17 protein-coding genes and 3 pseudogenes are annotated in these 21,838 nt (G+C 59.4%); 9 read left to right on the plus strand and 11 right to left on the minus strand.

Features of this window, described 5'->3' with window-relative positions:
* Positions 1–397: 397 nt before the first annotated feature.
* Positions 398–1,666 carry a group II intron reverse transcriptase/maturase gene (gene ltrA / locus G7020_RS09200; protein ID WP_020308494.1) on the plus strand — a complete coding sequence of 423 codons (1,269 nt, stop codon included), beginning with the start codon at positions 398–400 and terminating at the stop codon, positions 1,664–1,666.
* A 59-nt stretch (positions 1,667–1,725) separates the two neighbouring features.
* Positions 1,726–2,196: pseudogene (locus G7020_RS09205) on the plus strand (IS5 family transposase); the annotation flags it as partial.
* 518 nt (positions 2,197–2,714) lie between these two features.
* Here G7020_RS09205 and G7020_RS09210 read toward each other — a convergent pair.
* Genes G7020_RS09210 through G7020_RS24335 form a run of 4 tightly spaced genes read right to left on the minus strand, consistent with a single transcriptional unit; the run spans position 2,715 to position 7,034 of the window.
* Positions 2,715–3,995, minus strand: coding sequence for an HlyD family secretion protein (locus G7020_RS09210; protein WP_181083872.1), 1,281 nt, complete (start codon positions 3,993–3,995; stop codon positions 2,715–2,717).
* Complete coding sequence (locus G7020_RS09215) at positions 3,979–5,451, minus strand: TolC family protein (RefSeq protein WP_181083874.1); 1,473 nt, start codon at positions 5,449–5,451, stop codon at positions 3,979–3,981. The genes G7020_RS09210 and G7020_RS09215 overlap by 17 nt, the downstream gene beginning before the upstream one ends.
* Positions 5,444–6,655: an ABC transporter permease gene (locus G7020_RS09220; protein WP_181083938.1), complete on the minus strand. Its 1,212-nt coding sequence runs from the start codon at positions 6,653–6,655 to the stop codon at positions 5,444–5,446. The genes G7020_RS09215 and G7020_RS09220 overlap by 8 nt, the downstream gene beginning before the upstream one ends.
* A complete protein-coding gene (locus G7020_RS24335) occupies positions 6,648–7,034 on the minus strand; it encodes a hypothetical protein (protein WP_181083876.1) in 387 nt (128 codons plus the stop codon). The genes G7020_RS09220 and G7020_RS24335 overlap by 8 nt, the downstream gene beginning before the upstream one ends.
* Before the next feature lie 406 nt (positions 7,035–7,440).
* On the opposite strand from G7020_RS24335, the gene G7020_RS24340 reads away from it, so the two are divergent.
* Together G7020_RS24340 and G7020_RS09235 are read left to right on the plus strand one after the other, a co-directional pair.
* Positions 7,441–7,743 carry a flagellar protein FlhE gene (locus G7020_RS24340; protein ID WP_423835641.1) on the plus strand — a complete coding sequence of 101 codons (303 nt, stop codon included), beginning with the start codon at positions 7,441–7,443 and terminating at the stop codon, positions 7,741–7,743.
* A 117-nt stretch (positions 7,744–7,860) separates the two neighbouring features.
* On the plus strand, positions 7,861–8,811 hold the full coding sequence (locus G7020_RS09235; RefSeq protein WP_181083880.1) for a hypothetical protein: 951 nt from the start codon (positions 7,861–7,863) through the stop codon (positions 8,809–8,811).
* A 35-nt stretch (positions 8,812–8,846) separates the two neighbouring features.
* Here the strand turns inward: G7020_RS09235 and G7020_RS09240 are convergent, their stop codons facing one another.
* From G7020_RS09240 to G7020_RS09250, 3 genes are all read right to left on the minus strand, one after another.
* Positions 8,847–10,058, minus strand: a complete 1,212-nt coding sequence (locus G7020_RS09240; protein ID WP_181083882.1) for an ABC transporter permease — start codon at positions 10,056–10,058, stop codon at positions 8,847–8,849.
* Entirely contained in the window at positions 10,058–10,780 is a 723-nt protein-coding gene (locus G7020_RS09245) for an ABC transporter ATP-binding protein (protein WP_376779329.1), read from the minus strand. The genes G7020_RS09240 and G7020_RS09245 overlap by 1 nt, the downstream gene beginning before the upstream one ends.
* Positions 10,781–11,306: 526 nt before the next feature.
* Entirely contained in the window at positions 11,307–11,621 is a 315-nt protein-coding gene (locus tag G7020_RS09250) for a DUF736 domain-containing protein (protein WP_181083884.1), read from the minus strand.
* 808 nt (positions 11,622–12,429) lie between these two features.
* On the opposite strand from G7020_RS09250, the pseudogene G7020_RS09255 reads away from it, so the two are divergent.
* Positions 12,430–12,939, plus strand: a pseudogene (locus G7020_RS09255) (GNAT family N-acetyltransferase); the annotation flags it as partial.
* A gap of 39 nt (positions 12,940–12,978) precedes the next feature.
* On the opposite strand, the pseudogene G7020_RS09260 reads toward G7020_RS09255, so the two are convergent.
* Both G7020_RS09260 and G7020_RS09265 read right to left on the minus strand, forming a co-directional pair.
* A pseudogene (locus G7020_RS09260) lies at positions 12,979–15,008 on the minus strand (ParB N-terminal domain-containing protein).
* Between the two features lie 80 nt (positions 15,009–15,088).
* Positions 15,089–15,913: a DUF932 domain-containing protein gene (locus tag G7020_RS09265; RefSeq protein ID WP_023112229.1), complete on the minus strand. Its 825-nt coding sequence runs from the start codon at positions 15,911–15,913 to the stop codon at positions 15,089–15,091.
* 702 nt (positions 15,914–16,615) lie between these two features.
* Between G7020_RS09265 and G7020_RS09270 the strand changes: the two genes are divergently transcribed.
* Complete coding sequence (locus G7020_RS09270) at positions 16,616–17,107, plus strand: hypothetical protein (RefSeq protein ID WP_181083886.1); 492 nt, start codon at positions 16,616–16,618, stop codon at positions 17,105–17,107.
* A 50-nt stretch (positions 17,108–17,157) separates the two neighbouring features.
* Here the strand turns inward: G7020_RS09270 and G7020_RS09275 are convergent, their stop codons facing one another.
* Entirely contained in the window at positions 17,158–17,295 is a 138-nt protein-coding gene (locus G7020_RS09275; protein WP_181083888.1) for a hypothetical protein, read from the minus strand.
* A gap of 31 nt (positions 17,296–17,326) precedes the next feature.
* Positions 17,327–18,823: a PLP-dependent aminotransferase family protein gene (locus G7020_RS09280; protein WP_181083890.1), complete on the minus strand. Its 1,497-nt coding sequence runs from the start codon at positions 18,821–18,823 to the stop codon at positions 17,327–17,329.
* 110 nt (positions 18,824–18,933) lie between these two features.
* Here G7020_RS09280 and G7020_RS09285 point away from each other — a divergent pair, with 110 nt between their 5' ends.
* From G7020_RS09285 to G7020_RS09295, 3 genes are read left to right on the plus strand one after another with little or no spacing between them, the layout of a single operon-like run.
* The gene (locus G7020_RS09285; protein WP_181083891.1) at positions 18,934–20,166 is read left to right on the plus strand and encodes a benzoate/H(+) symporter BenE family transporter; all 1,233 of its coding nucleotides are present in this window, start codon (positions 18,934–18,936) and stop codon (positions 20,164–20,166) included.
* On the plus strand, positions 20,166–20,981 hold the full coding sequence (locus G7020_RS09290) for a YggS family pyridoxal phosphate-dependent enzyme (protein ID WP_181083893.1): 816 nt from the start codon (positions 20,166–20,168) through the stop codon (positions 20,979–20,981). Before G7020_RS09285 ends, G7020_RS09290 begins: the two co-directional genes overlap by 1 nt.
* The gene (locus G7020_RS09295; protein WP_181083895.1) at positions 20,978–21,727 is read left to right on the plus strand and encodes a GNAT family N-acetyltransferase; all 750 of its coding nucleotides are present in this window, start codon (positions 20,978–20,980) and stop codon (positions 21,725–21,727) included. The genes G7020_RS09290 and G7020_RS09295 overlap by 4 nt, the downstream gene beginning before the upstream one ends.
* Positions 21,728–21,838 lie beyond the last annotated feature (111 nt).

The raw sequence follows: 21,838 nt of genomic DNA on the forward strand, positions 1-21,838 counted from the left end.
TGGTGGTGAGCGACCGAGGAAAAGTCATCCCTGAGGATGGCAGGTGAGTATGGAGAAGATGAGCGAAAGCAAACCGTCCGATGACGCATCGTTATGCCCAAGGTGCTGCCGAAACTGAGGTGGAGTACTGGCTTCAGGACAAGTCGGGGCGTTACCTGCTTACGGACCCGATGGCAGCCGGTGTATAGGCGGCATGATCTTCATACAGGCTTTGGTACGGAACGTGAGAACCTTGTTCCAGATGCGAAGGAAAATGACAAATGGCCAACACCATGAGGAAGAATACCGATGCTGGAACGAGGGGCGGAGCCTCCCGTAGTAGCGATGAAGCCTCTGTAATGGAGGTGGAGCGAAGGGGCGGCGTTATCCGGCCGACGAGCGTTGCCAACCTCCGGGGATGAGTGGCGTGAGCTCGGCGAAACCTTATGACATAGCGAAACGCACGGTATGGGACGCCTACCAGCAGGTCAGGGCCAACCGCGGTGCTGCCGGCATCGACGATGAAACCATCGCCGATTTCGAGCGGGATCTGTCTAAGAATCTCTACAAGCTGTGGAATCGGATGTCGTCGGGGTCGTACTTCCCGCCTCCGGTCAAGCAAGTAGAAATTCCCAAGGCATCGGGAGGCACGCGCAAGCTGGGAGTGCCCACGGTTGGTGATCGTGTCGCGCAAACCGTGGTCAAGCTTCTCATCGAGCCGGAGCTGGACTCGATCTTCCACTCGGACTCCTATGGGTACCGGCCGGGACGATCAGCGAAGCAGGCGGTGGCGATCACGCGTGAGCGCTGCTGGCGATACGACTGGGTGGTGGAGTTTGATATCAAGGCAGCCTTCGATCAGATCAATCATGGGTTGCTGATGAAGGCGGTGCGCCTGCACATCAAGGAGGACTGGATACTTCTGTACATCGAGCGGTGGCTGGTTGCGCCGTTCGAAACGGATCACGGCATGCGCGTCCCACGCGAACGCGGCACCCCGCAAGGTGGAGTGATCAGTCCCCTCCTGATGAATCTGTTCATGCACTATGCCTTCGACACCTGGATGCAACGTACCAGCCCCAACTGCCCGTTTGCCCGCTACGCCGATGATGCGGTGGTGCACTGCCGCAGTCGAAAGCAAGCGGAGTACGTGATGCGCTCCATTGCTTCACGGCTGGCTGCCTGTGGCTTGACGATGCACCCCGAGAAATCAAAGGTCGTGTACTGCAAGGACAGTAACCGTCGCGCAGGTTATCCGCATGTGAGCTTTACCTTCCTCGGCTTCACCTTTAGGCCGAGGAAGGCGCTCAGCAAACAAGACCAGCTCTTCACGAGCTTCCTTCCGGGAGCGAGTGCGGATGCCTTAAAGCGGATGCGGCAAGCGGTACGCAGGTGGCGACTCAATCGCCAAACCCACGTGACGCTGGTCGACGTGGCTCGGCTCTACAATCCAGTGATACAGGGGTGGTGGCAATACTATGGCTCGTTCTATCGGACAGCCATGCTTGGCATCTTCCAGCACATTGACCGCGCGCTTGAACGCTGGGCCCGACGAAAATACAAGGCCCTTCATAGGCGCAAGCGGCGCATTAGCCAATGGCTGGACAAGATGCGGACTGTGGTACCCCGGCTGTTTCATCACTGGCGAGTGACCGGGCAGCAAGGTTGGATAACGGGAGCCGTATGACGCGAGAGTGTCACGTACGGTTCTGCGAGCGGCTGCGGGGGCAGTTCCCGCGGCCGACTCACCACTTCGGCATGAAGGCGCATATCGGCGTTGATGACGAGTCCGGCCTGGTGCACAGCGTGGTGGGGACGGCAGCCAACGTTGCAGACGTTACCCAGGTCGACAAACTGCTGCACGGTGAGGAAAACATGGTCGGTGCCGACGCGGGCTACACCGGCGTAGAGAAGCGCCCGGAACATGAAGGCCGTGAGGTGATCTGGCAGGTCGCGGCGCGTCGCAGCACTTACAGAAAACTCGGCAAGAACAGCCCGCTCTACAAAGCCAAGCGCAAGATCGAAAAGGCCAAGGCGCAGGTGCGGGCCAAGGTCGAGCACCCATTCCGGGTGATCAAGCGCCAGTTCGGTTACGTGAAGGTACGCTTCCGCGGCCTGGCCAAGAACACCGCGCAGCTGATGACACTGTTCGCGCTGTCGAACCTGTGGATGGCACGTCGACATTTGATTGCCACCGCAGGAGAGGTGCGCCTGTAATGTGGGAAATGGCCGTTGCGAGGTTATCGCGACGGCCAAAAAAGGAGAAATGAGTGGGCTATCTGTCCGGTTTTTGATCGATTGCCCGCTTTCAAAATCGGCAAGGGCTGAAGTTGACGCGAAATACCCGGCTACTTCAGACCTTCCATAGGTATTATTTTCATCAAGTCCAGTCGCTCCGTGCATCCATTGGCTTTTCTCATGTTACTTCCATAACAAACGAACGCACAAGCACGACCAAAGTATCAGACACTCTCTAGAAATCCAGAAATATTTATTTAAAAAAGAAGCCTTCCCGCCATCCTGACAAGGTGCTTTCCTGGAATTTACAGCGACTCGCAATAAAACCTGATCTTTCTTGGGAAATTAATTTATTTACGCAATTCAGCAGACTGGTGTTTTGGACATCAACCGGCCCATTGAGGAGAGGGAATGAGTATTTCGCTCCGCCCTGCCACCCTAGAACTGACTGAAAAAGTTATCACGTGGACCGAATGCTCTTGGAGTGCCCTTGATCCTTAGCGGAGGGGGAGCGGTAGCTCTACGTAACCAGAATCCATACCAAAAACCTCAACCCCCTGCGGAACGGCTCGCCCGGTAGTCACAATAAGTATTCGCGGGGCTTCGCTCATCCCTTCACGATATCTGACAGTTGTGTTTCCGTCAGCATCACGATGCAGCGCTTCGGCAGGGATTGCCAGCCCGTTTTCGGCACGATAGGTCGTGATTGATAGCTTTGTGCTCATGCCTAGACGAACACGCTGTCGCTGCTCCGGCGTGAGAGGATCGATGGAGACAACCACCTCGTAGGTAATGCCGCCACCATACGTGCTGGGAATGCCCTGCACCCCGATGCTAGCGATATGGCCGCGCAGGGTGATGCCGTCGAAACCATCGCCGGTAATCTGCACAGGCATACCTTCTTCCAATTGATGCAGGTCGGCTTCTTCGATATGGGCGACTGCTTTGATCCGTTCGACGCTGGCCAGCTCGAACAACGGAGCACCCTGGGATACACGCACGCCCGGTTGAATCGGAGGTGTATCGTTTCTGTCTTTCGACTTCTGGGGGGGCAAGATGATGCCGGCGAAAGGTGCGGTAAGTTCGCGCTGCCCGTGCAGTGCCAGCAGTGCCTGATGGCGTGACTGCGCATTAGCCAGTTCCATTTCTGCGATCTGGCGGCTTTCGCCTTGGCCTCTGCCCTGCGCTGCGCGCAGTTCAGCCTGTGAAGCGACGAGATCCAGGCGCTGAGTCTTGGCCTGCTGCTCCAGGGAGTCAACTTCCATGCGTGCAACGATACCGCGCTCGAATAGGCGACGTGTGTCTGCGAGCTTGGCTTCGGTGTCTTCCAGGTTCAATCGGGCATTGGTAAGGGCACGGCGCGCACGGGATACCTCTTCGCTTTGCTCCCAGTTCTGCATATCCTGCACGGTGCGCCGGGCTTTCAACTCCACGGCCAGGGCTTCGCGTATCTGAATGTCCAACTGTGTTGTATCGAGTGTCAGCAGGCGCTGGCCGCGCTCGACCCGCTGGCCGTCGGTAATGGCGAGATATTGCACGAGCCCTTCGAAGGGGGCAGCGAGAATCGTGTGTGTCGCCGCTTCGACACGCCCGACCAAACCTAGCTGGTTCTCCAGTACCTGCGGTTGCACATGCAACCAGCGGGCCTCGATCGGCTCAGGTGAGGATTGGGCCCTGTAGGTGAACAGAACGGCAATAGTAACGAGCAGGAAAGCTCCGCCGGCGAGCCATAGGCGCCGCCGAAGGGGAAATACGAGATGTTTAATCGTTGAGGTCAATGTCCCAACTCTCCAAAGTTGTGCCCAGCGTCTGGTCCAGGCGGGCTTGAGCGTTGAGGTAGGCGATCAATGCATTGAGTCTGGCGCTCTCGGCATTGCGCAAGTCCGATTCGAAGCTCAGTACCTGGAAGTTGCTGGAGCGACCAGCCTGCAATTTTTCGCGCTCTATCTCCAGCTTGCGACGCGAGAGGTCGCGAGCCCGCTGGGCTATTTCATATTGGCGCCAGCGGGTGCCGAGGTCACGCACGGCATCGCCGACGTCGCGCTCCAATGACTGCCGTGCCTCTGCAAGCCTAATGTCCTGATTCTCGACATTCACCCGAGCGCGCACCTCAGCTTGACGCCGGCTGAGGTCTCCGATGGGAATGTCCACCTGAACGCCGGCATAGCCGTCCCAGGTGCGGCTGGTCTCATGACCACTGTCGCCTGGGTAACGGTCGCGGACTTGGGTCGCGCCGCCAACCAACGAGACGTCCCACAGCTTTTCGTTACGGGCTACGGTGTGGTTAATAGCGGCCTGTTCGGTGGCGATCAGTTGGGAGAGATAGGCAGGTTGCTGTTCCTGCGCAGCTGTGAGGGCCTGAGCCAGGCCGATCTCGACAGGAGTGGCGTCGAGAGTGTCAGCCGCGCGGATCTTCGTGTGCAGGTCCAGGGCGAGCAGACGCAACAGCTCCAGGCGGCTGGCATCAAGCTGGTTGGCAGCTTCCTCGACCGCCAGCTCCTGAGTGGCGACATCGGCCTCGGTCTGTACGATCTCGAACTCGGCCATACGGCCTGCATCAATCATGGCTTGGTTCGCCACCAGCAATTGACGCGAGCGCTCCAGTGCATCGCGGGCGATTTGCAACTGTTCCTGGGCGCGCAGCAGTTCGCGGTAGGCGGTGATGATCTGAGTGATGGTATCCGAGACGGTAGTCTTGAGGGTCAGGCGGTTGACCTGCTCGGAGAGCCGGGCCAAGCGCATGGGAGCGGTAGCTACATCGCGACCGGCGCCACGCAGCAATGGTTGTATGACAGTGAAAGTGGCACCGTCATTACGGGTGCGCCCTGCACGGTTAGCCTGGGTGAGCTGGTTGCTCCACGCCAGGCTGAACCGTGTGCCGTACTCGCCCAGCAAGGTGGTCTGCGGGATGACTTCGCTTTGACGGTAGCGGTCGTCCTGGTTGCGGGTCGCCAGGTGACGACCACTGAGCACCAGCTTAGGCGTGAAACGGTCTTCCTCGACCCGCAAGTCGAATTTTTGCGCGATACGCTCAAGATAGGCGCTGCGAATGGAGCGGTTATCGCGCAGCCCCAAGAACACGGCGTCGCTCAGGGTCAGGTCGATGGTCTGCGCGTTCAACGAGACGGCCTCGCCTGGCATGGTCGCCTGAGCAGGAGCAAGGAACCCGGCCAGGGTTGGCTGTACCAACATGGCGAAGCAAAGAACGGCGAGTTGGCAAGCAGGTTTAATCATCACGCAAGGCCTGTACCGGCTGCAGCCGTGCGGCTGCCAAGGCGGGGTGAAGGCCGAAAAACAGGCCCACCATCAAGGAGCTGCAAACGCCCAGCGGCAGCGAGAGCGGCGCCAGACTGAAAGACCAGCCGGAGATGCGGACGAAAGCGTAAGCAGCCGCCAGGCCGACAATGGCCCCAACCAAGGCACCAGCAATGGAAAGCGTGGCCGCCTCCAGCAAGAACAGGTTGCGGATATCGCTGGCCTTGGCGCCGAGCGCCATGCGTATGCCGATCTCGCGACGGCGCTCGGCGACATTCATGAGCATGACGTTCATGACCCCCACACCACCGACTAGCAGGGAAATACCGCCCAGCCCGGCGAGCAAATAGGCGAAGGTATTGGCTTGGCGAGTGAGGCCATCGAGTAGCTGCTGAGGAATCAGTACGTCAGCCTCCCTGCTTTTGGGGAGCGTCCCCAGGTAGGCTTTCAAAGCGCCGGCTGCAGCATTCACTTGGGAAGCGTTCTGCGTACGAGCGACGATGCTGCTTATCTCTGGCGCCGGCTGCAGCCGACGCATGCCTTCAATGGGAATGAAGACGGAGTCATCCGCCGCAACAGAGGCTAGAGGGTTGGGCGCCTTACTGGCCAGGATGCCAATCACCTCGAACAAGTATCCGTTAATCGGCAAGCGGTCACCCAATTGCAAAGGTGAGCCTGGGTGCCCCAGATCACGTGTTACACGAGCGCCAACGATGGCATAAGTGGAATGGTGATCAAAGTCGGATAGGAAGCGACCCCGCTCCAACCGTAACTCCAACACGTTGACTAAGCCGCTTCCAGTACCCGCGACGATGGCATTTGTTGTTTGTCCTCGATGCTGAATATGAGCTGAATGTAGGATGAGCGGAGCGGTTTGCTCAATCATCGGCAAAGCCGCGCGGAGGGCCTGAATGTCCAGTTGGGTCGGGCCTGGTCGGTCGTCGCCTGGACTGTGGGGGAAGGTTGCGACCAGAGTATCAGCACCCAGCCCTTTGAAGGTACGGATAGATTCGTTGGCGGCGTTGTGGCCAATGTTGAGCAGCGCGATGACAGCGGCGCAGCCGACCGCGATACCAAGCAACGCCAGCAGTGAGCGCCGGCCCAGGAGGCGCAGATTGTCCAGCGACTCAATCAGGGTCTGGAGCAGAAACGGGCCGTGCCTGCCCGCCTGCTGCTCAACCATCGAAGCCGCTCCGCTGTTGATGGTGCTGGCGGCGATCCAGCCGTAGGGCGAGATCGATGTCATGGGTCACCATGACCAGAGTCACGGCCTGTGTGCGGTTGAGTTCCAACAGCGGGTCCATGATGTCCTGCGCGGTGTCGCCGTCGAGGTTGCTAGTGGACTCGCCGGCTAGAATCGGTACTGACTCGCCGACTAGGGCATGGGTGATAGCGACACGCTGGCGCTGCCCGCTGGGGGAGAATGCACAGCTTTCTCCATGCCTGATCGTCAGGGTGGTGTTGTCGAGCATGGGCAGGTGCTGTTCGCCCATGCGGTAAGACTGGCAAATGTCTTCCATGGCGATCAGGCTCTGTCCCGGTTGCATTCCCGAGCCTGGCATGTTCACTCCCTGCTGACGCTAGATGTGTAAACAGCTGAACATGTAAGAAATACACTCAACTGTCAATCCGACTATGCATTATTCCAAAGGCAAATGTTTATGCAAGTGGTCTGCATGCCCAAGCCAGTGGCGGCTTTGAGTGAAAGTGGCGCTGGTAACCGGAAATGGAATCTGTTGGAAGTATTCCGAGACTGACCAGCGAGGTTTTGCAAACTTTGGTGGGGGGTATAGACTCAATGCCGTGCATTGAAGCACATAGGATCAAGGAGAGGAAGAAATGAGAAACCTATCAGCTCTGGTATTGGCTGCTGCAATTGGATTGCCCTTCGTCGCTCATGCGGCCACAGACAGTTACACTGCCTCCAGGATGCACTATACGATATATGGCTCTGGCAGTTACGCCACTATGCCATTTACCGTACCCACAACAGTACCCAGAAATGGAGCCTCCGTCACTTCAGTCAACTACACATGGAGCTCTTACAATAACGGGAATACTTCGGAGATTGTGGAGCTTTGTTACAGCCCTCAGTATTCGAGCAGCATTAGTAACTGTGTCGATATATCTGCTGCACAAAGTGGCACCAGTACTGCTCATGCAGGGTATAACGCCAGAGGCCAATTCTGGATTCGCCATACTATCTCGGGAGGGAGCTATCCGGCCATATCCACCTCGTCCGACCTTATAACAGTTAACTATTCGTTCTGAATCTGGAGTATTTTTCAGTAGGCTATTTTCGTGGCCATTCTCGCAAGCTGATGGCCACGGAATTTCTGGACGGATCGAAGTGTTGGTCACACCACATAGCTAGCAAGGAGCGGTGTCATGGTATCGATAAACTCTGTTTCTGGTTCAGCCACCAGCCCATCCGGCTCGGTTGAATTCAAGCCAAATAAGTCTTCGGCTGCTGGCGCTTCTTCCCAAGAAGCGGCTACGGTAAAAAAACAGGAGTCAGTCACAATTAGCATCAGCGGGAGAGCCATCATGCTTTCTCGTTTATTTAATTCGGATGGCTCTGTCGAGCCAAAAATTGAAACCTCGACGACTACAAGCAATACATCTGGCAGCGTTTACAACTTTCTCACGAAAAGCGATAGGGAAATGCTGGCAACCGTTTATGAATATGCAAGTGCTAACGGAATAGATCCGCTCAAGGTTGATGGCCTGGCTTTTGATCTGGGAGGCTACCGAATGTCTGGTCCCGGAGGGCCGCCGGACACTGCGGGGAAGATGTATGATCTTCAGGGAAACCCCCGTATTCCTGAATTTAATGCAGAGGATGAGGCAGTTGCGCAGAGGGTACTGACCAGCAAGGCAATGGGCGATACCTTGATTGATCACGGCTTTCTGGAGGCCATATTCACTCCAACCAAGAGGTCTGTGCATGCGTCAGATTTCTCGTTTCTGGAAGACGTCGTCTACGCCTTCTCGGCAACTGGCTCTGATGGCGCTACAGATCCCAACGCCAAACCGGTTGTTCGATACAAAGCCGAGGACTTCCCACCGCTAAAGTTGGATGATCAGGCCGTAGAGTTAGGCAGCAAAACGATGCGTTCCAGACTATCGGGAAAAGAACTGGCGGGTAGTGTTGGCGCCTTGGGAACTTTATCCCCTAATGAAAATATAACCAAGCTCCTAGACTTATTAAGTGACAATGACAAGGACATGCTCAGTAGACTTTATGCTATCGCGCAGAGCAGAAATGAAGACCTTTCGAAGTTCGATAATATGGCGCTTATGCTTGGAAGCTATCGAAGGATTGATCAAGTTTCATAAGCACGGCAAGGGATAGACGACAGGTTGGCTGCAGTCTAATCATCACGCAAGGCCTGTACCGGTTGCAGCCGTGCGGCTGCCAGGGCGGGATGCAGGCCGAAAAACAGGCCCACCATCAAGGAGCTGCAAACGCCCAGCGGCAGCGAGAGCGGTGCCAGACTGAAAGACCAACCGGAGATGCGGACAAAAGCGTAAGCAGCCGCCAGGCCGACAATGGCCCCAACCAAGGCACCGGCAATGGAAAGCGTGGCCGCCTCCAGCAAGAACAGGTTGCGGATATCGCTGGCCTTGGCGCCGAGCGCCATGCGTATGCCGATTTCACGGCGGCGCTCGGCGACATTCATGAGCATGACGTTCATGACACCCACGCCACCGACCAGCAGGGAGATGCCGCCAAGACCGGCGATCAGGTAGGCGAAGGTATTGGCTTGACGTGCCAGACCGTCGAGCAGGTGCTGGGGCACCTGTACCTCAGCCTTGCGCCGATGGGAGCGGCTATCCAGATAGAGCTTCAGTGCATCGGCGGCGGCGTTCAGGTCGGGCGTGTCCCAGGTTCGTACGATGATGCTTCCGATCTCCGGCGCGGGTTGTAATCGACGCATGCCCTCGATAGGTACGAATATCGACTCGTCCGCTGCAACGGGAATGAAGGGGGTGGGCGCCAGGCTTGCCGCGATACCTATCACTTCGAATAGATAGCCCTCGATCGGCAGATGATCGCCGAGCCGTAGAGGAGCGTCGCTCCGTCCTAGGTCGCGGGCCACGCGTGCACCCACTACGGCATATGTGGTATGGCGATCGAAATCGGATAGGAAGCGACCCTGTTCCAATCGCAATCCCAACGCTGCAGCTAGACCGACACTGGTACCGGCAATGGTGGCGTCCGTGGTTCGACCTTTGTAGGTTATACGGGTTGACTGCAGAGTAAGTGGAGCAATGTGTTCGATCATCGGCAGGGCGACGCTCAGCGCTTGTATGTCTAAAGTCGCGGGGGCTGGATGGTTGCTTCCAGGCTGGGTTGGAAAGGAGGCGATCATGGTATTGGTGCCTAGCCCCTTGAATGTACTGATGGATTCGTTGGCGGCGTTGTGGCCGATATTGAGCAGCGCGATGACGGCGGCGCAGCCGACCGCAATGCCGAGCAGCGCTAATAGTGAGCGGCGCCCCAGCAGGCGCAGGCTGTCCAGTGATTCAATCAAGGTCTGGACGAGAAACGGAATGCGTCGATCTGTTTGCCGGTCAATCATCAAAGGCCGTTCCACCGCGGGCACATCTCCGTAATCCGCCCTCCCTGGACGTGCAGGCGGCGGTCTAGTCGCTTTGCGAGGTCAGAATCATGGGTCACCATGATCAGGGTTACGGACTGTGCGCGGTTGAGTTCCAGCAGCAGATCCATAATGTCCTGCGCGGTTTCGCTGTCGAGATTGCCGGTGGGTTCGTCCGCAAGGATCAGTGCCGGCTCGCCGACCAAGGCCCTCGCGATGGCGACACGCTGACGCTGACCGCCAGACAGGTCTGCGGGGCGGTGGGTAATACGGTCGGCCAAACCGACCCGCTCGATTTGGCTCTGAGCGTGTTGCCGAGCCTGATGGCGAGAGTAACCGCGGTACAACAACGGTAGCGCTACGTTGTCCAGTGCACTGAGCCGTGGCAATAAATTGAAGCTCTGGAACACGAAGCCAATCAGTCGATTGCGCAGGCCTGCGCGCTCATCCTGCGTTGCGCTGGCCATATCGTAACCGTCAAGCACGAAGCGTCCAGATGCGGGCTGGTCGAGCAAACCGAGAATGTTAAGCAGCGTACTCTTGCCCGAGCCGGACGTGCCAACGATGGCGCAGCTTTCTCCACGTTTGATCGTTAGCGTGATGTTTTCAAGTACGGACAGACGCTGTTCGCCCATACGGTAAGACTGGCAGATGTCTTCCATGGCGATCAGGCTCTGTCCCGGTTGTATTCCCGAGCCTGGCATATTTTCTCTCATGAGCGCCGACATACAGATCGATGTCCAGCCGGATTGCGGTCGAGTCGAACCGAGGGGGCTATCGAATATATGTATCTATCATGATCGACGTAGCGAAGGCCAGGATATTTAGTGGTTCGTGGTTGGCAGTTTGACCGCGCCAGACCGGCTCACATGGTGCATCCCAGATGGAGGCCCCTCCATTTTCTTTTGCTCAGACCCGCAGCTTTCGCTGTGACGACATGCCATCGCTATCCAAGCTGGCATTCATGGGAAAGCTGCAGAAGCTTTTATTTATATTCGTTGCCGAGCAACTAGCCTTCTTTTTCTCAAACGCGAACATCAATGTAACTATTACTTTGATGTTGCTGCATTAAGTTAATAGCCGATTCAAGCATTTCAAAGGTCGTCCTTTAGATAAGCTGTAGTCTCGTTGCTGGTGGCGGATACCCATCAGCAAAACGCCTTGGCGATGGTATTGATTTTCCTGCGGGTACCGCACCCCGCCACCATAGGCGGGGCGCGGAAGCGGTCATCAGACCGCTTGGGGTTTGCTGCGCGACCAGATCAGGTCGCGCGTGCCGTCTTCGCCTTCGATGAGGCGGGCATAGACCGTCGCCGGGAACGAAGGATCGTCGAGGGTCACGGACAGGTATTCCCGCCCGGCCTCGCTGGTCTTCTTCCATGCCGCGCCGATGTCGTGGCCGGCCGCCTGGAGGCGGAAGTCGGGGGCGTTCTCGCTGCTGCCCTTGTCGTTGGGAACCAGCTTGACCTTGACGTTGAGCGTCAGGGTGCGAAGCGAGCCGGTGAAGCCGTCTTTGTCTGCGGTGAAGGTGCCGATGTTGGCCATGATGTTTACTCCTGTCGGTTGAACAAGGTTCGCGCCCATCGCGTCCTTGTTGTGATCCGGCCAGCGGGGGACGGGCTGGCTGCACCGCCTGCGGTTGCAACGCAGTGGAGAACCGGGAGGCGAAAAGAATTTGCTGCGCGAGGAAGCCGCGCAGCGGCGGGGAAATTGTTTTCGCCGGACGGTTGCAGCCATGAAGCCCGAGGCGCAGCCGTGCCACCGCCAGGATTCACAACGAACCAAGGACGCCTTGGGCCGAACCGCTCCGAAAGGAGACAGGGTCGACTCGGCATCCCCGCACGAAGGCTGCTCCGGCTCGCCCGCTGACGCGGGCTAGGTCAACCACCCGACGACAGGCGGAAACGCCCCAGCCGCACCTCGCGGTGCCGGTCTTGAGGCGTGGAAATGCCATAGCGATGCCGGGCGGGTTGTCCATGAACCGTCCTTCGTGACGTGATGGGCAAGAACCGCCAGCGTCGAGGACGGCACGCGAGCGTGCAACCTGCCGCAGCAAGCCGGGGCGTAGCCCCGCGCCCCGCCCATCGCGACGGGGCGTCGCTCGGGCCGATCCGGCGTAGCCGGTTCGGCAGCATTCAGGGGCGCCAAGCTGTGCGCGGCGGGGATAGCCGCAGGGCTTTCCCCTGGAGGCAAACGCAGCGCGCAGCGCCGCAGGCGCGAAGGCGTGAGGGATTGAAGCCGAATGGCCGTGACAGCGAAGTCGGCACGGGGCGCAGCCCGAAAGCCCGGCGGCGCTATGCGCCGACACTCCCAGGCCGTTCTATATTTTCAGGAAGCCATTGAAGACAAGCCCATGACCCTCCAGCTCCGACACGAAACCCCGGACGACATTGCCGCCATCGAAGCCGTCACGGTTGCGGCTTTCGCCGATGCACCGCACACCAGCCATACCGAGCAATTCATCGTGCGTGCCTTGCGCGCAGCCAACGAACTGACGCTTTCCATCGTGGCCGAAGAACACGGACAGATCGTCGGCCACGTTGCGCTGTCCCCCGTCACAATCACCGATGGCCACCACCAGCAGGCCGAGGGCTGGTATGGACTGGGGCCGATCTCCGTCCTGCCGCAACGGCAGGGGCAAGGCATCGGTTCACGCCTGATGGAACAGGCGCTGTCCGAACTGCGGACCATGCGGGCCGCAGGTTGCGTGCTGTTGGGAGATCCCGCGTACTACGGGCGCTTTGGCTTTCAGGCCCATGCGGGCCTGCAACTGCCGGGCGTACCGCCCGACTACTTCATGGCGCTGGCCCTGCATGGGCCGTTCCGAATAGGGGGCGGGGCATGGAACTTCTCCTTCCAAGCGAAGCGCCCCGGTAGCCGGGGCGCTTACCTTTGGTGCGGTTCAGGCGACCAGCGCCTCGCCGGGTTCATCCGCCACGCATTCGGTACCGTCCGGGGCACCCTGCTCCGGGCCTTCTTCCTGTATGTCCTCCTGCGGACCTTCGGCCTTGAAGACGGCAGGCATCCAGCCGGTGCCATCGGCCAGCCGCTCGGCCTCGCGCGCGATGTCGGCCTTCTTCAATTTCGCCAGCCGGTTGACGTACTCCGGCGCATACTCGCCCACAGCTTGCAGGATCGCGGCCTTCGGAACGTGCATGAAGTAACCTTCTGCGGTCGGCTGCCACCATACGGCCATGTCGAGACTCACTGCCTGCGCCAGCTCCGCGCCCGGCTGCTGCGCCGTAGCGCGTGGTGTCACCACGTCCACAGTAGCCGCCACGCAAACTGCCAGTAGCCGTACCAGCTCGCCTTGCTCCATCGCCAGCAGCGCGGCGAACAGTTCGGCGCTGTCCTGCGGCAGCACTTCGCCCGCGACCTGCTGCAACTTGCGCAGGGCCACGGCGGCGGGCGACTCGGGCCAGTCAGGGGCCATGCCCTCCAGCCGGTCTTGCACGGTCAGCGTACGCCCAGCGGCAGATCGTGACTGTATTGACGTTGCTGCAAAATGGTTTGCGCCATGCCATGCACCACGGCGGCCAGCGCAGCTTGCGGATGCCGGGCTACTTCGATTTGCAGCGCGGCGGTACGATGCACGCTCAAGCGTTGCGCCAGTCGGTCAGACATGGCGGGGGCTTGCGTCTCGTCTGCGCTCTCGCCTTCGTCGTTCTCGGCATCCTCACCGCTGAGCCCCTGTCGCAGCCGTTCCGGCGTGCGCAGCGCCTTGGCCTCAGCTTCGCGCATCAGGCCGCGATGAATAACGGCCTCGCCGTTGCGGTCGATAGTGACGATGGCACCGGCTGCGGCCTTCACATTCGGGCTGTAGCCCTGCAAGCCATCTTGCAGCGCCTGCAACTGCTCGCCCACGGCTTTGCCTTCCTCTTGCAAGGCATCGGCCTTTTCCTCGTCGTCAGCGTCCAGCGCGCCATCCACGGCCTCGGCCAGTTCGTGCATCTTGGCTTGCAACTTCTCGATGCGTGCGACTTCGCGCTTGTTCGGTTCGCGGCGCTCCCTCGGGGCGCGTTGGAAAGCGTGCAGGTCGGCATGGGTCACACCCGGCGTGGCATCCACCCACGCCCAACCCTCGGCGCGGACAGCGGCGGCAATATCTGTCAGTTTGTCTTGCGCCAGCCTTTCCAGCAGCGCAGCATCGGTCAGATACACGCCCGCATCGCCTTCCGCGAACAAGTCGCGGCGGATGCCGCCGCCTGCGGCTTCGTAGTTGTCCAGCCCGACGAAGCGCACCAGCGGATGGCGATAAGCGTCGATTTCGCGCTCGGTCAGGCGTTCGCGCAGGCTGTGCGGACTGCGCTGCCACGTTGGCGCATCGTAGAACGCGGCTTCCTGTGCCGTGTGATCGTCGGTGATGGCAAGCGCCATCAACTGATCGAGCGTGACGGCATCGGCCCGATAGTCGGCCATCAGGCGCGGCGAGACGTTCGCCAGCTTCAAGCGGCGCTGCACCACAAGCGGCGTAACGGAGAAGTCAGCCGCAATATCCTCAACGGGGCGGCCTTCGACCACCAGCGCCGCGAAGGCTTCAAACTGGTCTGCCGGATGCATGGCTTCGCGCTGCACGTTCTCGGTGAGGCTGGCTGTGCGGGCGCTGCCATCGGCCACGATTAGGCAAGGCACCTCCCAATCCTTGGGCAAACGACGTTTTTTTGCCAGCAGCTTCAATGCGGCGAGCCTGCGGCCACCGGCTACTACTTCGTAATGCTTGCCATCGACAGCAAGAATCACGGTCAGATTTTGCAGCAAGCCAACACGCTCAATGCTCGACGCCAGCGCCTCAATGGACTGGCCTGCGGTTTTGCGCACGTTACGGCGCGAGCGGCGCAGCTGTGACAACGGCACCAGAATCAGGCTTTGTGCTGGGGCTGTAGTTTCGTGTGTGGTGATGGTTTTGGATTCGGTTTGAGTAATGGCGTGCATGATGAAAACTCCTTTCGGTTCTGGAATGCAGCAGCGAAAGAAGCGGCAAGGGGTGCTGCCTGCCCCTTGCCGCGCAGGGGTCAGGCTTTCAACTGGCGCATACCCTCAGCCAGCAGCCACAGGGCGCGATTCAGGCGAATGTCGGAGTCAATGCCTTGTACCGCTCGGGTGCTTTGGCGGCGACCGTTGGCGCTGCGGCCACGCAAACCGCCTTTGATCAGGTTTTCCTGTATGCGGTTGAAGGCCATCCACAGATCGGGGCGGCGATCGTCATACCGGCGCGGCATCAGAATCTGACTTTCCGTGATGGGCGCGGGCTTGTCCGGGTCGTCGTACTTCAAGGCCAACGCGGCGCGTGCGAATATTTCTGCTTCGCCTGCATCCAAGGTGATGGCCTGCATGGCTTCGCGGGACTCCTGCGCCCGTTCAAAGCCGCTCAACACCTCGTAAGCGCCTTCAATGACCTGCCCGGTAACATCACCTTTATGCGGAATGCGCACATCGGCCACGGTGTCGCCGCATACCAGACCATTAGCGCAGACAAACCTGAACGCTCCCGCCAGCATCTGATAGCTGCTGGTGCCATCGTGCGAGTTCAGCAAAATAATTTCGTTGGCGATGCTGTCATTGACTTGATTGGCATGGCGCAGGCGGATCATGTGCTTGGTGAAGTCGCGGCGGTCCTCGTTACGGACGCGGGTTTGCGTCACCATGAAGGGCTGAAATCCCTCTTTCCGCAGTTCCGTCAGCACGGCAGCTGTGGGGATATAGCTGTAGCGTTCTGAACGGCTCTGGTGTGGTGTGTCGGCATAGATGGACGGCACCACGGCTCTGATCTGGTCATCGGACAGCGGGAAGTCGCTGCGAAGCACCGGGGAACGGGAAGCGAAACGGGATGCAAGCATGGTCTTTCTCCTGACAAAAAAGGTTTGCTGTTCAAACCGCACACCGGATTCCTAGATTCGGAGCCCAGCCTTTCGGCTGTTCGGTGCGGTTGGCACGAAGAACCCGGTTGGTCTTGTTGCCACCGTCTTTCCTGAGTTCATCGCCCGCGACGGTCAGGAGCCCACGGACGTGGGCCGTCAAGGAGGAAGCGCCAGGTTGGTGCGGCCCGCAGGCGCAGCCGAGGACACGGCCTGGCGCGCCTTGACGGCACGCGGCCACGGGCTACAGTCGCGGACAAGGTGATGAGGTCAGGAAAGATGGCTGGACAGGCAACAACCACCAGGCATGTGCCGACCGCACGCAAGCGAAGCGCGCAGGCCCGAAGCTGGAAGCCGGGCCGTAGGCGTTAGCGATGGAAGCCCGAAGGGGCGAGACGCGTAGCGGCTCGATGCCATGCACGACAGCGCGCCCCGGCCTGCCCGGGGAACGCCCTATAATTTGCGTTGGAACTGCCTACCTATCTTCCGGCAATTCTTTGCCGCCTGGTAACTCGATTTTTGCCTCCCGCATCGCAGCATCGATTAAAAAACCGTTAAAACCCAACGAGTTAAGTCCAGTTTCTTTCATCAGAACAACTTGGAGTGAAACTTGCATTAAATACAGGGAATTTCACCGACTTGACGGACACTGCCGGGAACATGCCGTCTACGAGGACATGACACATGCAAATCGACAACTCCTATTCTGGGCTTTACTCCGCCTTGAACAAGAATACTCAGACGACTGATAACTCAAGCGCTGCGGCACAGGGCACATCGCCGAATCTTGACTCACAGACTTCGTCTTTCGCCGCACTGATGGCTGCCCAGATGGGGACAGATAACATCGCCACCAAAGCCGTTAATGCAACAGGCGCTGTTACAGCGACCAGCGGAAACTCGGCTATCGCGCTTGAGAAGATTGATCTGGAAAATCTACTCACTGATGAAGATAAGCGCCTGACCGGATGGCCAGATGCCCAGCCAAACTGGGCTGCCATTTACATTGCCCTAGATCGCAAAGATGGCAGCCTGCAGGGGCCGATCACCAGAGACTACTTGGTAGGCAATCCTGAACTGAATATGGTCGGTTTGGCTGAAAGAAGCCAAGGGGAAGGTGGCATCACTTCCAGGGTTGTCGATGAGATACTGGAACGGCTCGCAGGGGATCGATGATAGATGCCAGGATGGGGTACGATGCGTGGCACGCAACTGAATAAGGGAGCTCAGAAAGCGCGGGCCAGCAGCTCAAGGTCGCCCGTATTGGGTACCTCAGCGTCGTGGGTAGCTGTCGCGATGTGCAGGTGGCTGGCCATATGGGCAATGGATACTTGGGCCAGCAACCCGTTGGACGACGACCTCACGCGTGACCTCAGTTAGTCCGATTCATGGCGATCAGCGACACAGTGCACGCAGAACGTTCGCCAGTTTCTTGACGGAGGTTCCCATTTCATGGGGAGCGTGGGCGGCGAATCCCATGAGGAAGCCAGACTTGTGCCGACTCGACGCATGGAGCGCCGTCAGTCCCAACAGGTCGACTCCAGCCCGACGCGCAGAATCCACAGCCTCGTTTTCGGGGATGTCGCGGATGAACAAGCAAGGCATCTGCATTCCTCCTGCGGGCACCCTGGGTTCCACGAAGTCGGCCAGATGCTTACGTACCAGCCGCGCCAGAGCGTCCCGCCGTTCCGCATAGGTAGCACGCATGGTGCGCACGTGGGCACCGAAATGGCCACCTTCGATGAAGCGCGCCAGTGTGAGCTGCGGAATCGGTGCGCTATGTCCATCCAGCAAGGTGCGGGCCACGGTCATCGGGGCCACCAACGATGGCGGCAGCACCATATAGCCGATACGCAAGCCGGGGAAAAGTGATTTGGTGAAGGTGCCGATGTAGATCGTCCGCTCATGCGGGTCGAGACCTTGGACACAGGCGGTGGGTTTACCTGCGTAATGGAACTCGCTGTCGTAATCGTCTTCGATGATCCAGCTCCGGTGTTGTCTGGCCCATTCAATGACGGCCAGCCGCCGATCCAGCGCGAGTGTTGCTCCGGTCGGAAACTGGTGCGATGGCGTCAGAAACACCGCCTTGGCCGAATCTCTGGAGGTCTTCGCAGCCTGATTCAGATATTCCACCAGCATGCCATTGGCATCGAGTGGCACGGGTACGCACTCCAGACCCGCAGCGTCGAACGCTTTGCGCGCCCCTTGATAGACCGGGTCTTCGATAAAAATTTGATCGCCGGAATCGAGCAGTACGTTGGCGCACAGTGTCATGGCCTGCTGCGAACTGGTCAGCACCAGTACGCGCTCGGGCGTGGCATGCGCCCCACGTTCGAGATTGACGTAATCCGCAATGGCGCGTCGCAATGGCTCCAGCCCTTGTGGATCGCTGTGCGTCAAAGCCCGAGTGCCATATTCCTTGAACACCTGCCGCTCCAGCCGTTCCCAAGTCTGGAGGGGGAAATTACGCGTCTCTGGCACCCCTGGGGCGAATGGACGTGGAGCCAGAAAATCGCGTAGACCGCCACTCTGGAACATAGTGTGGCCGCGTTGACTGAGGCGCAACGCTTCATGGCAAGCTTCATTGCGTCGCGCTGTGCCACGCCCGGGGAGACGCTTTGCCCGCTCCGATACAAAGCTGCCACGGCCAACACGCCGCTCGATGAAGCCTTCCGCATGCAATTGGCTGTACGCCGACTCAACGGTATCGCGCGAAACGTCCAGCGACTTTGCAAGCGCACGCGAGGCGGGCAGCGGCTTGCCGACGTCCAGCGCGCCGTCGAGGATGAGTTGCCGGATGCCGCGCTGGATGCGCGCATACAGCGGCAAAGCGCTATGCGCGGGGTCACCAATCCAGGCTTTGACGGATTCTAGTTGGGCGTGCTTGAACAATTGGCCGGTATCACTTTAGAAAAATGGTGGGGAATATCCATCCATTTTACGGCTATAACTTTGTTTATCAACTCTGCCCTTCAGATTGTTTCAGGAGTCACTGTCAAGCCATGTCATCCGTCCCCTCATCTTCACCCATCCGTTGGAGTGATCTTACCCATCCCGTCGTGGCTGGCCTGATTTCGGTCATCGTCAACTACGGTGGCACGTTCATTCTCGTGTTCCAGGCTGCCAAGGTGGCGGGTCTCAGCCCGGAGCTGACAGCCTCGTGGGTGTGGTCGATTTCCATCGGCGTTGGGGTAACGGGGATCATCCTGAGCTGGATTTCCCGCGAGCCGATCATCACGGCTTGGTCTACACCAGCAGCCGCGTTCCTCGTCACGGCGCTGGCGACCACGCCCTACGCGGAAGCTGTCGGCGCATATCTGATCTCTGCCGCGGCCTTCGTGCTGCTCGGCTTGTCAGGCTACTTCGAGCGGGTCATCCGTTTGATCCCGCCGGGCGTGGCCGCCGGGCTGCTGGCTGGCATTCTGCTGCAGTTCGGCATCGGTGCGTTTGGTGGCATGAGCGTTGACCCCCTGTTGGCGGGGCTGTTGATCGTCGCCTACATCGTGCTCAAGCGATTCACCGCACGCTATGCCGTGGTGGGCATTCTGGTGCTGGGGCTGGCTTTCCTACTGATTCAGGATCGAGTCGATCTATCCGGGCTGACACTAAAACTCGCCGCGCCAGTCTTCACCATGCCGGCGTTCTCGCTCAATGCGCTGTTGAGCGTAGCGCTGCCGCTGTTCCTGATTACCCTGACCGGACAGTACATGCCCGGCATGCTGGTGCTGCGCAATGACGGCTTCAAAACCAGTGCCAACCCCATCGTGACCATTACCGGGCTCGGTTCCTTGTTGATGGCGCCGTTTGGTTCGCATGCCTTCAACATCGCCGCGATCACGGCGGCTATCTGTACTGGCCGGGAGGCGCACGAAAACCCGGACAAGCGTTGGATCGCTGGTATTGCCGCGGGCGTGTTTTACATCCTGGTCGGTGTGTTCGGGGTGACACTTGCCGCCGTTTTCATGGCCTTTCCGGCCACCTTCATCACCACGCTGGCTGGCCTGGCGCTGCTGGGCACCATCGGCGGCAGCCTCGCCAGTGCAATGGCCGATGCCAAGGCCCGCGAAGCTTCGCTGATCACCTTCCTTGCCGCTGCGGCCAACATCAGCATGCTCGGTATCGGCGGCGCGTTCTGGGGCTTGCTGATTGGTTTAATGGCCTATGCAGCGCTCAACGGCCGGTGGTTCCGTCCCGCACCGCAACCCACAGTGGCAAACAAAGGAATGACGAACTGATGCAAACCCTTGTCAGCACACAAACCAGCCATGACCGTCACGGCCTCTACCCTGAAGCCGTCACCGTCGAGGACTTCCGGCGCAATCTGGCGAGCGTGCAGGAGCGCATCGCCGCGGCCTGCCGCCGCGCCGTCCGCGACCCGGCCGGTGTGCGCCTGCTGCCCGTTAGCAAGACCAAGCCCGAGGCGAGCCTGCGCCTTGCCCATGCGGCCGGCTGCCGGATGCTGGGTGAGAACAAACCGCAGGAGGCCTACCGCAAATGGGAGGCCATGCAGGACTTGACCGACCTGCAATGGTCGGTCATCGGTCACTTGCAGACCAACAAGGCCAAGCTGGTGGCACGCTTCGCCACCGAGTTCCAGGCGCTGGACAGCCTGCGCGTGGCCGATGCGCTGGAACGGCGCCTGCAAGCCGAGGGGCGCTCGCTGGATGTGTTCGTACAGGTCAACACCTCTGGCGAAGCCAGCAAGTACGGCCTGGCCCCAGGAGACGTGCCGGCGTTCATCCAAGCGCTGCCGACGTTCTCCGCGCTGCGCGTGCGTGGGCTGATGACGCTGGCGCTGTTCTCCAGCGAGGCTGAACGGGTGCGCCAGTGTTTTATTTTGCTGAGAACCCTGCGCGACCGACTGCGCGACAGCGCACCCGCTGGCATTGGCCTGGACGAACTCTCCATGGGCATGTCCGGTGACTTCGAGATTGCCATCGAAGAAGGCGCCACCGTCGTGCGTGTCGGGCAAGCCATTTTTGGCGCTCGTCCTTTGCCGGATGCCTATTACTGGCCGGACGCAGGCAATCCCAAGGAGCATTCAGAATGAAAGCCCAGACCTTGTCGTTCCCCGTGGGCGAGCCCGTGCCTGATTGGCACGGTCGCCCTCAACCTGCCGGCGTCGTCCTGACAGGGAATGAGTGTCGCCTGGAGCCCGTAGATCCGGCGTGCCATGCCGATGCGCTGTTCGAGGCATACAGCCAGGCGAGTAACGGCCGGGACTGGCTGTATTTGTCGGCCGGCCCGTTCCCCGATGCACAAGCCTATCGAGCCTACACGGAGCAGATGGCCCGGGAAACCGACCCTTTGCACTTCGCGGTCGTTGATCTGCGCACTGGCTTACCCGTAGGCACTTTGGCATTGATGCGCCAACAACCCCAACACGGGGTCGTGGAAGTCGGGGTCGTGACGTTTTCCCCAATCCTGCAGCGCTCACGTATCGCGACCGAGGCCCAGTTCCTGTTGATGTCTTATGTCTTTGACGAGCTGGGTTACCGCCGGTACGAATGGAAATGCGACAGCCTCAATCAGCGATCCCGCAACGCGGCCGAGCGTCTGGGTTTCCAGTACGAAGGTACTTTCCGTCAAGCCTTGATCTACAAGGGACGAAATCGCGATACCGCCTGGTTCTCCATCATCGACAAAGAGTGGCCGATGGTGAAAGCTGCCTTCCAGCAGTGGCTGGCCCCGGAGAACTTCGATGAACGTGGGCATCAGATCAAGCGCTTGCAATTGATCCGCTCTCATCTCGCTGCTTCAAACGCAGGTGTCAATATGCAGCGGGGTCGGCCATGAGTGCAGCATCACTTTCCGATCAAAGGCAGGCGCTGAAGGCCGATGTCGTTTCGGTGCAGTCACAGGTGGTCTATGGCCGGGTGGGCAATAACGTCGCAGTACCGACCTTGG

This window comes from Stutzerimonas stutzeri, assembly GCF_013522825.1.
GTDB classification, from domain to species: Bacteria; Pseudomonadota; Gammaproteobacteria; order Pseudomonadales; family Pseudomonadaceae; genus Stutzerimonas; species Stutzerimonas stutzeri_AK.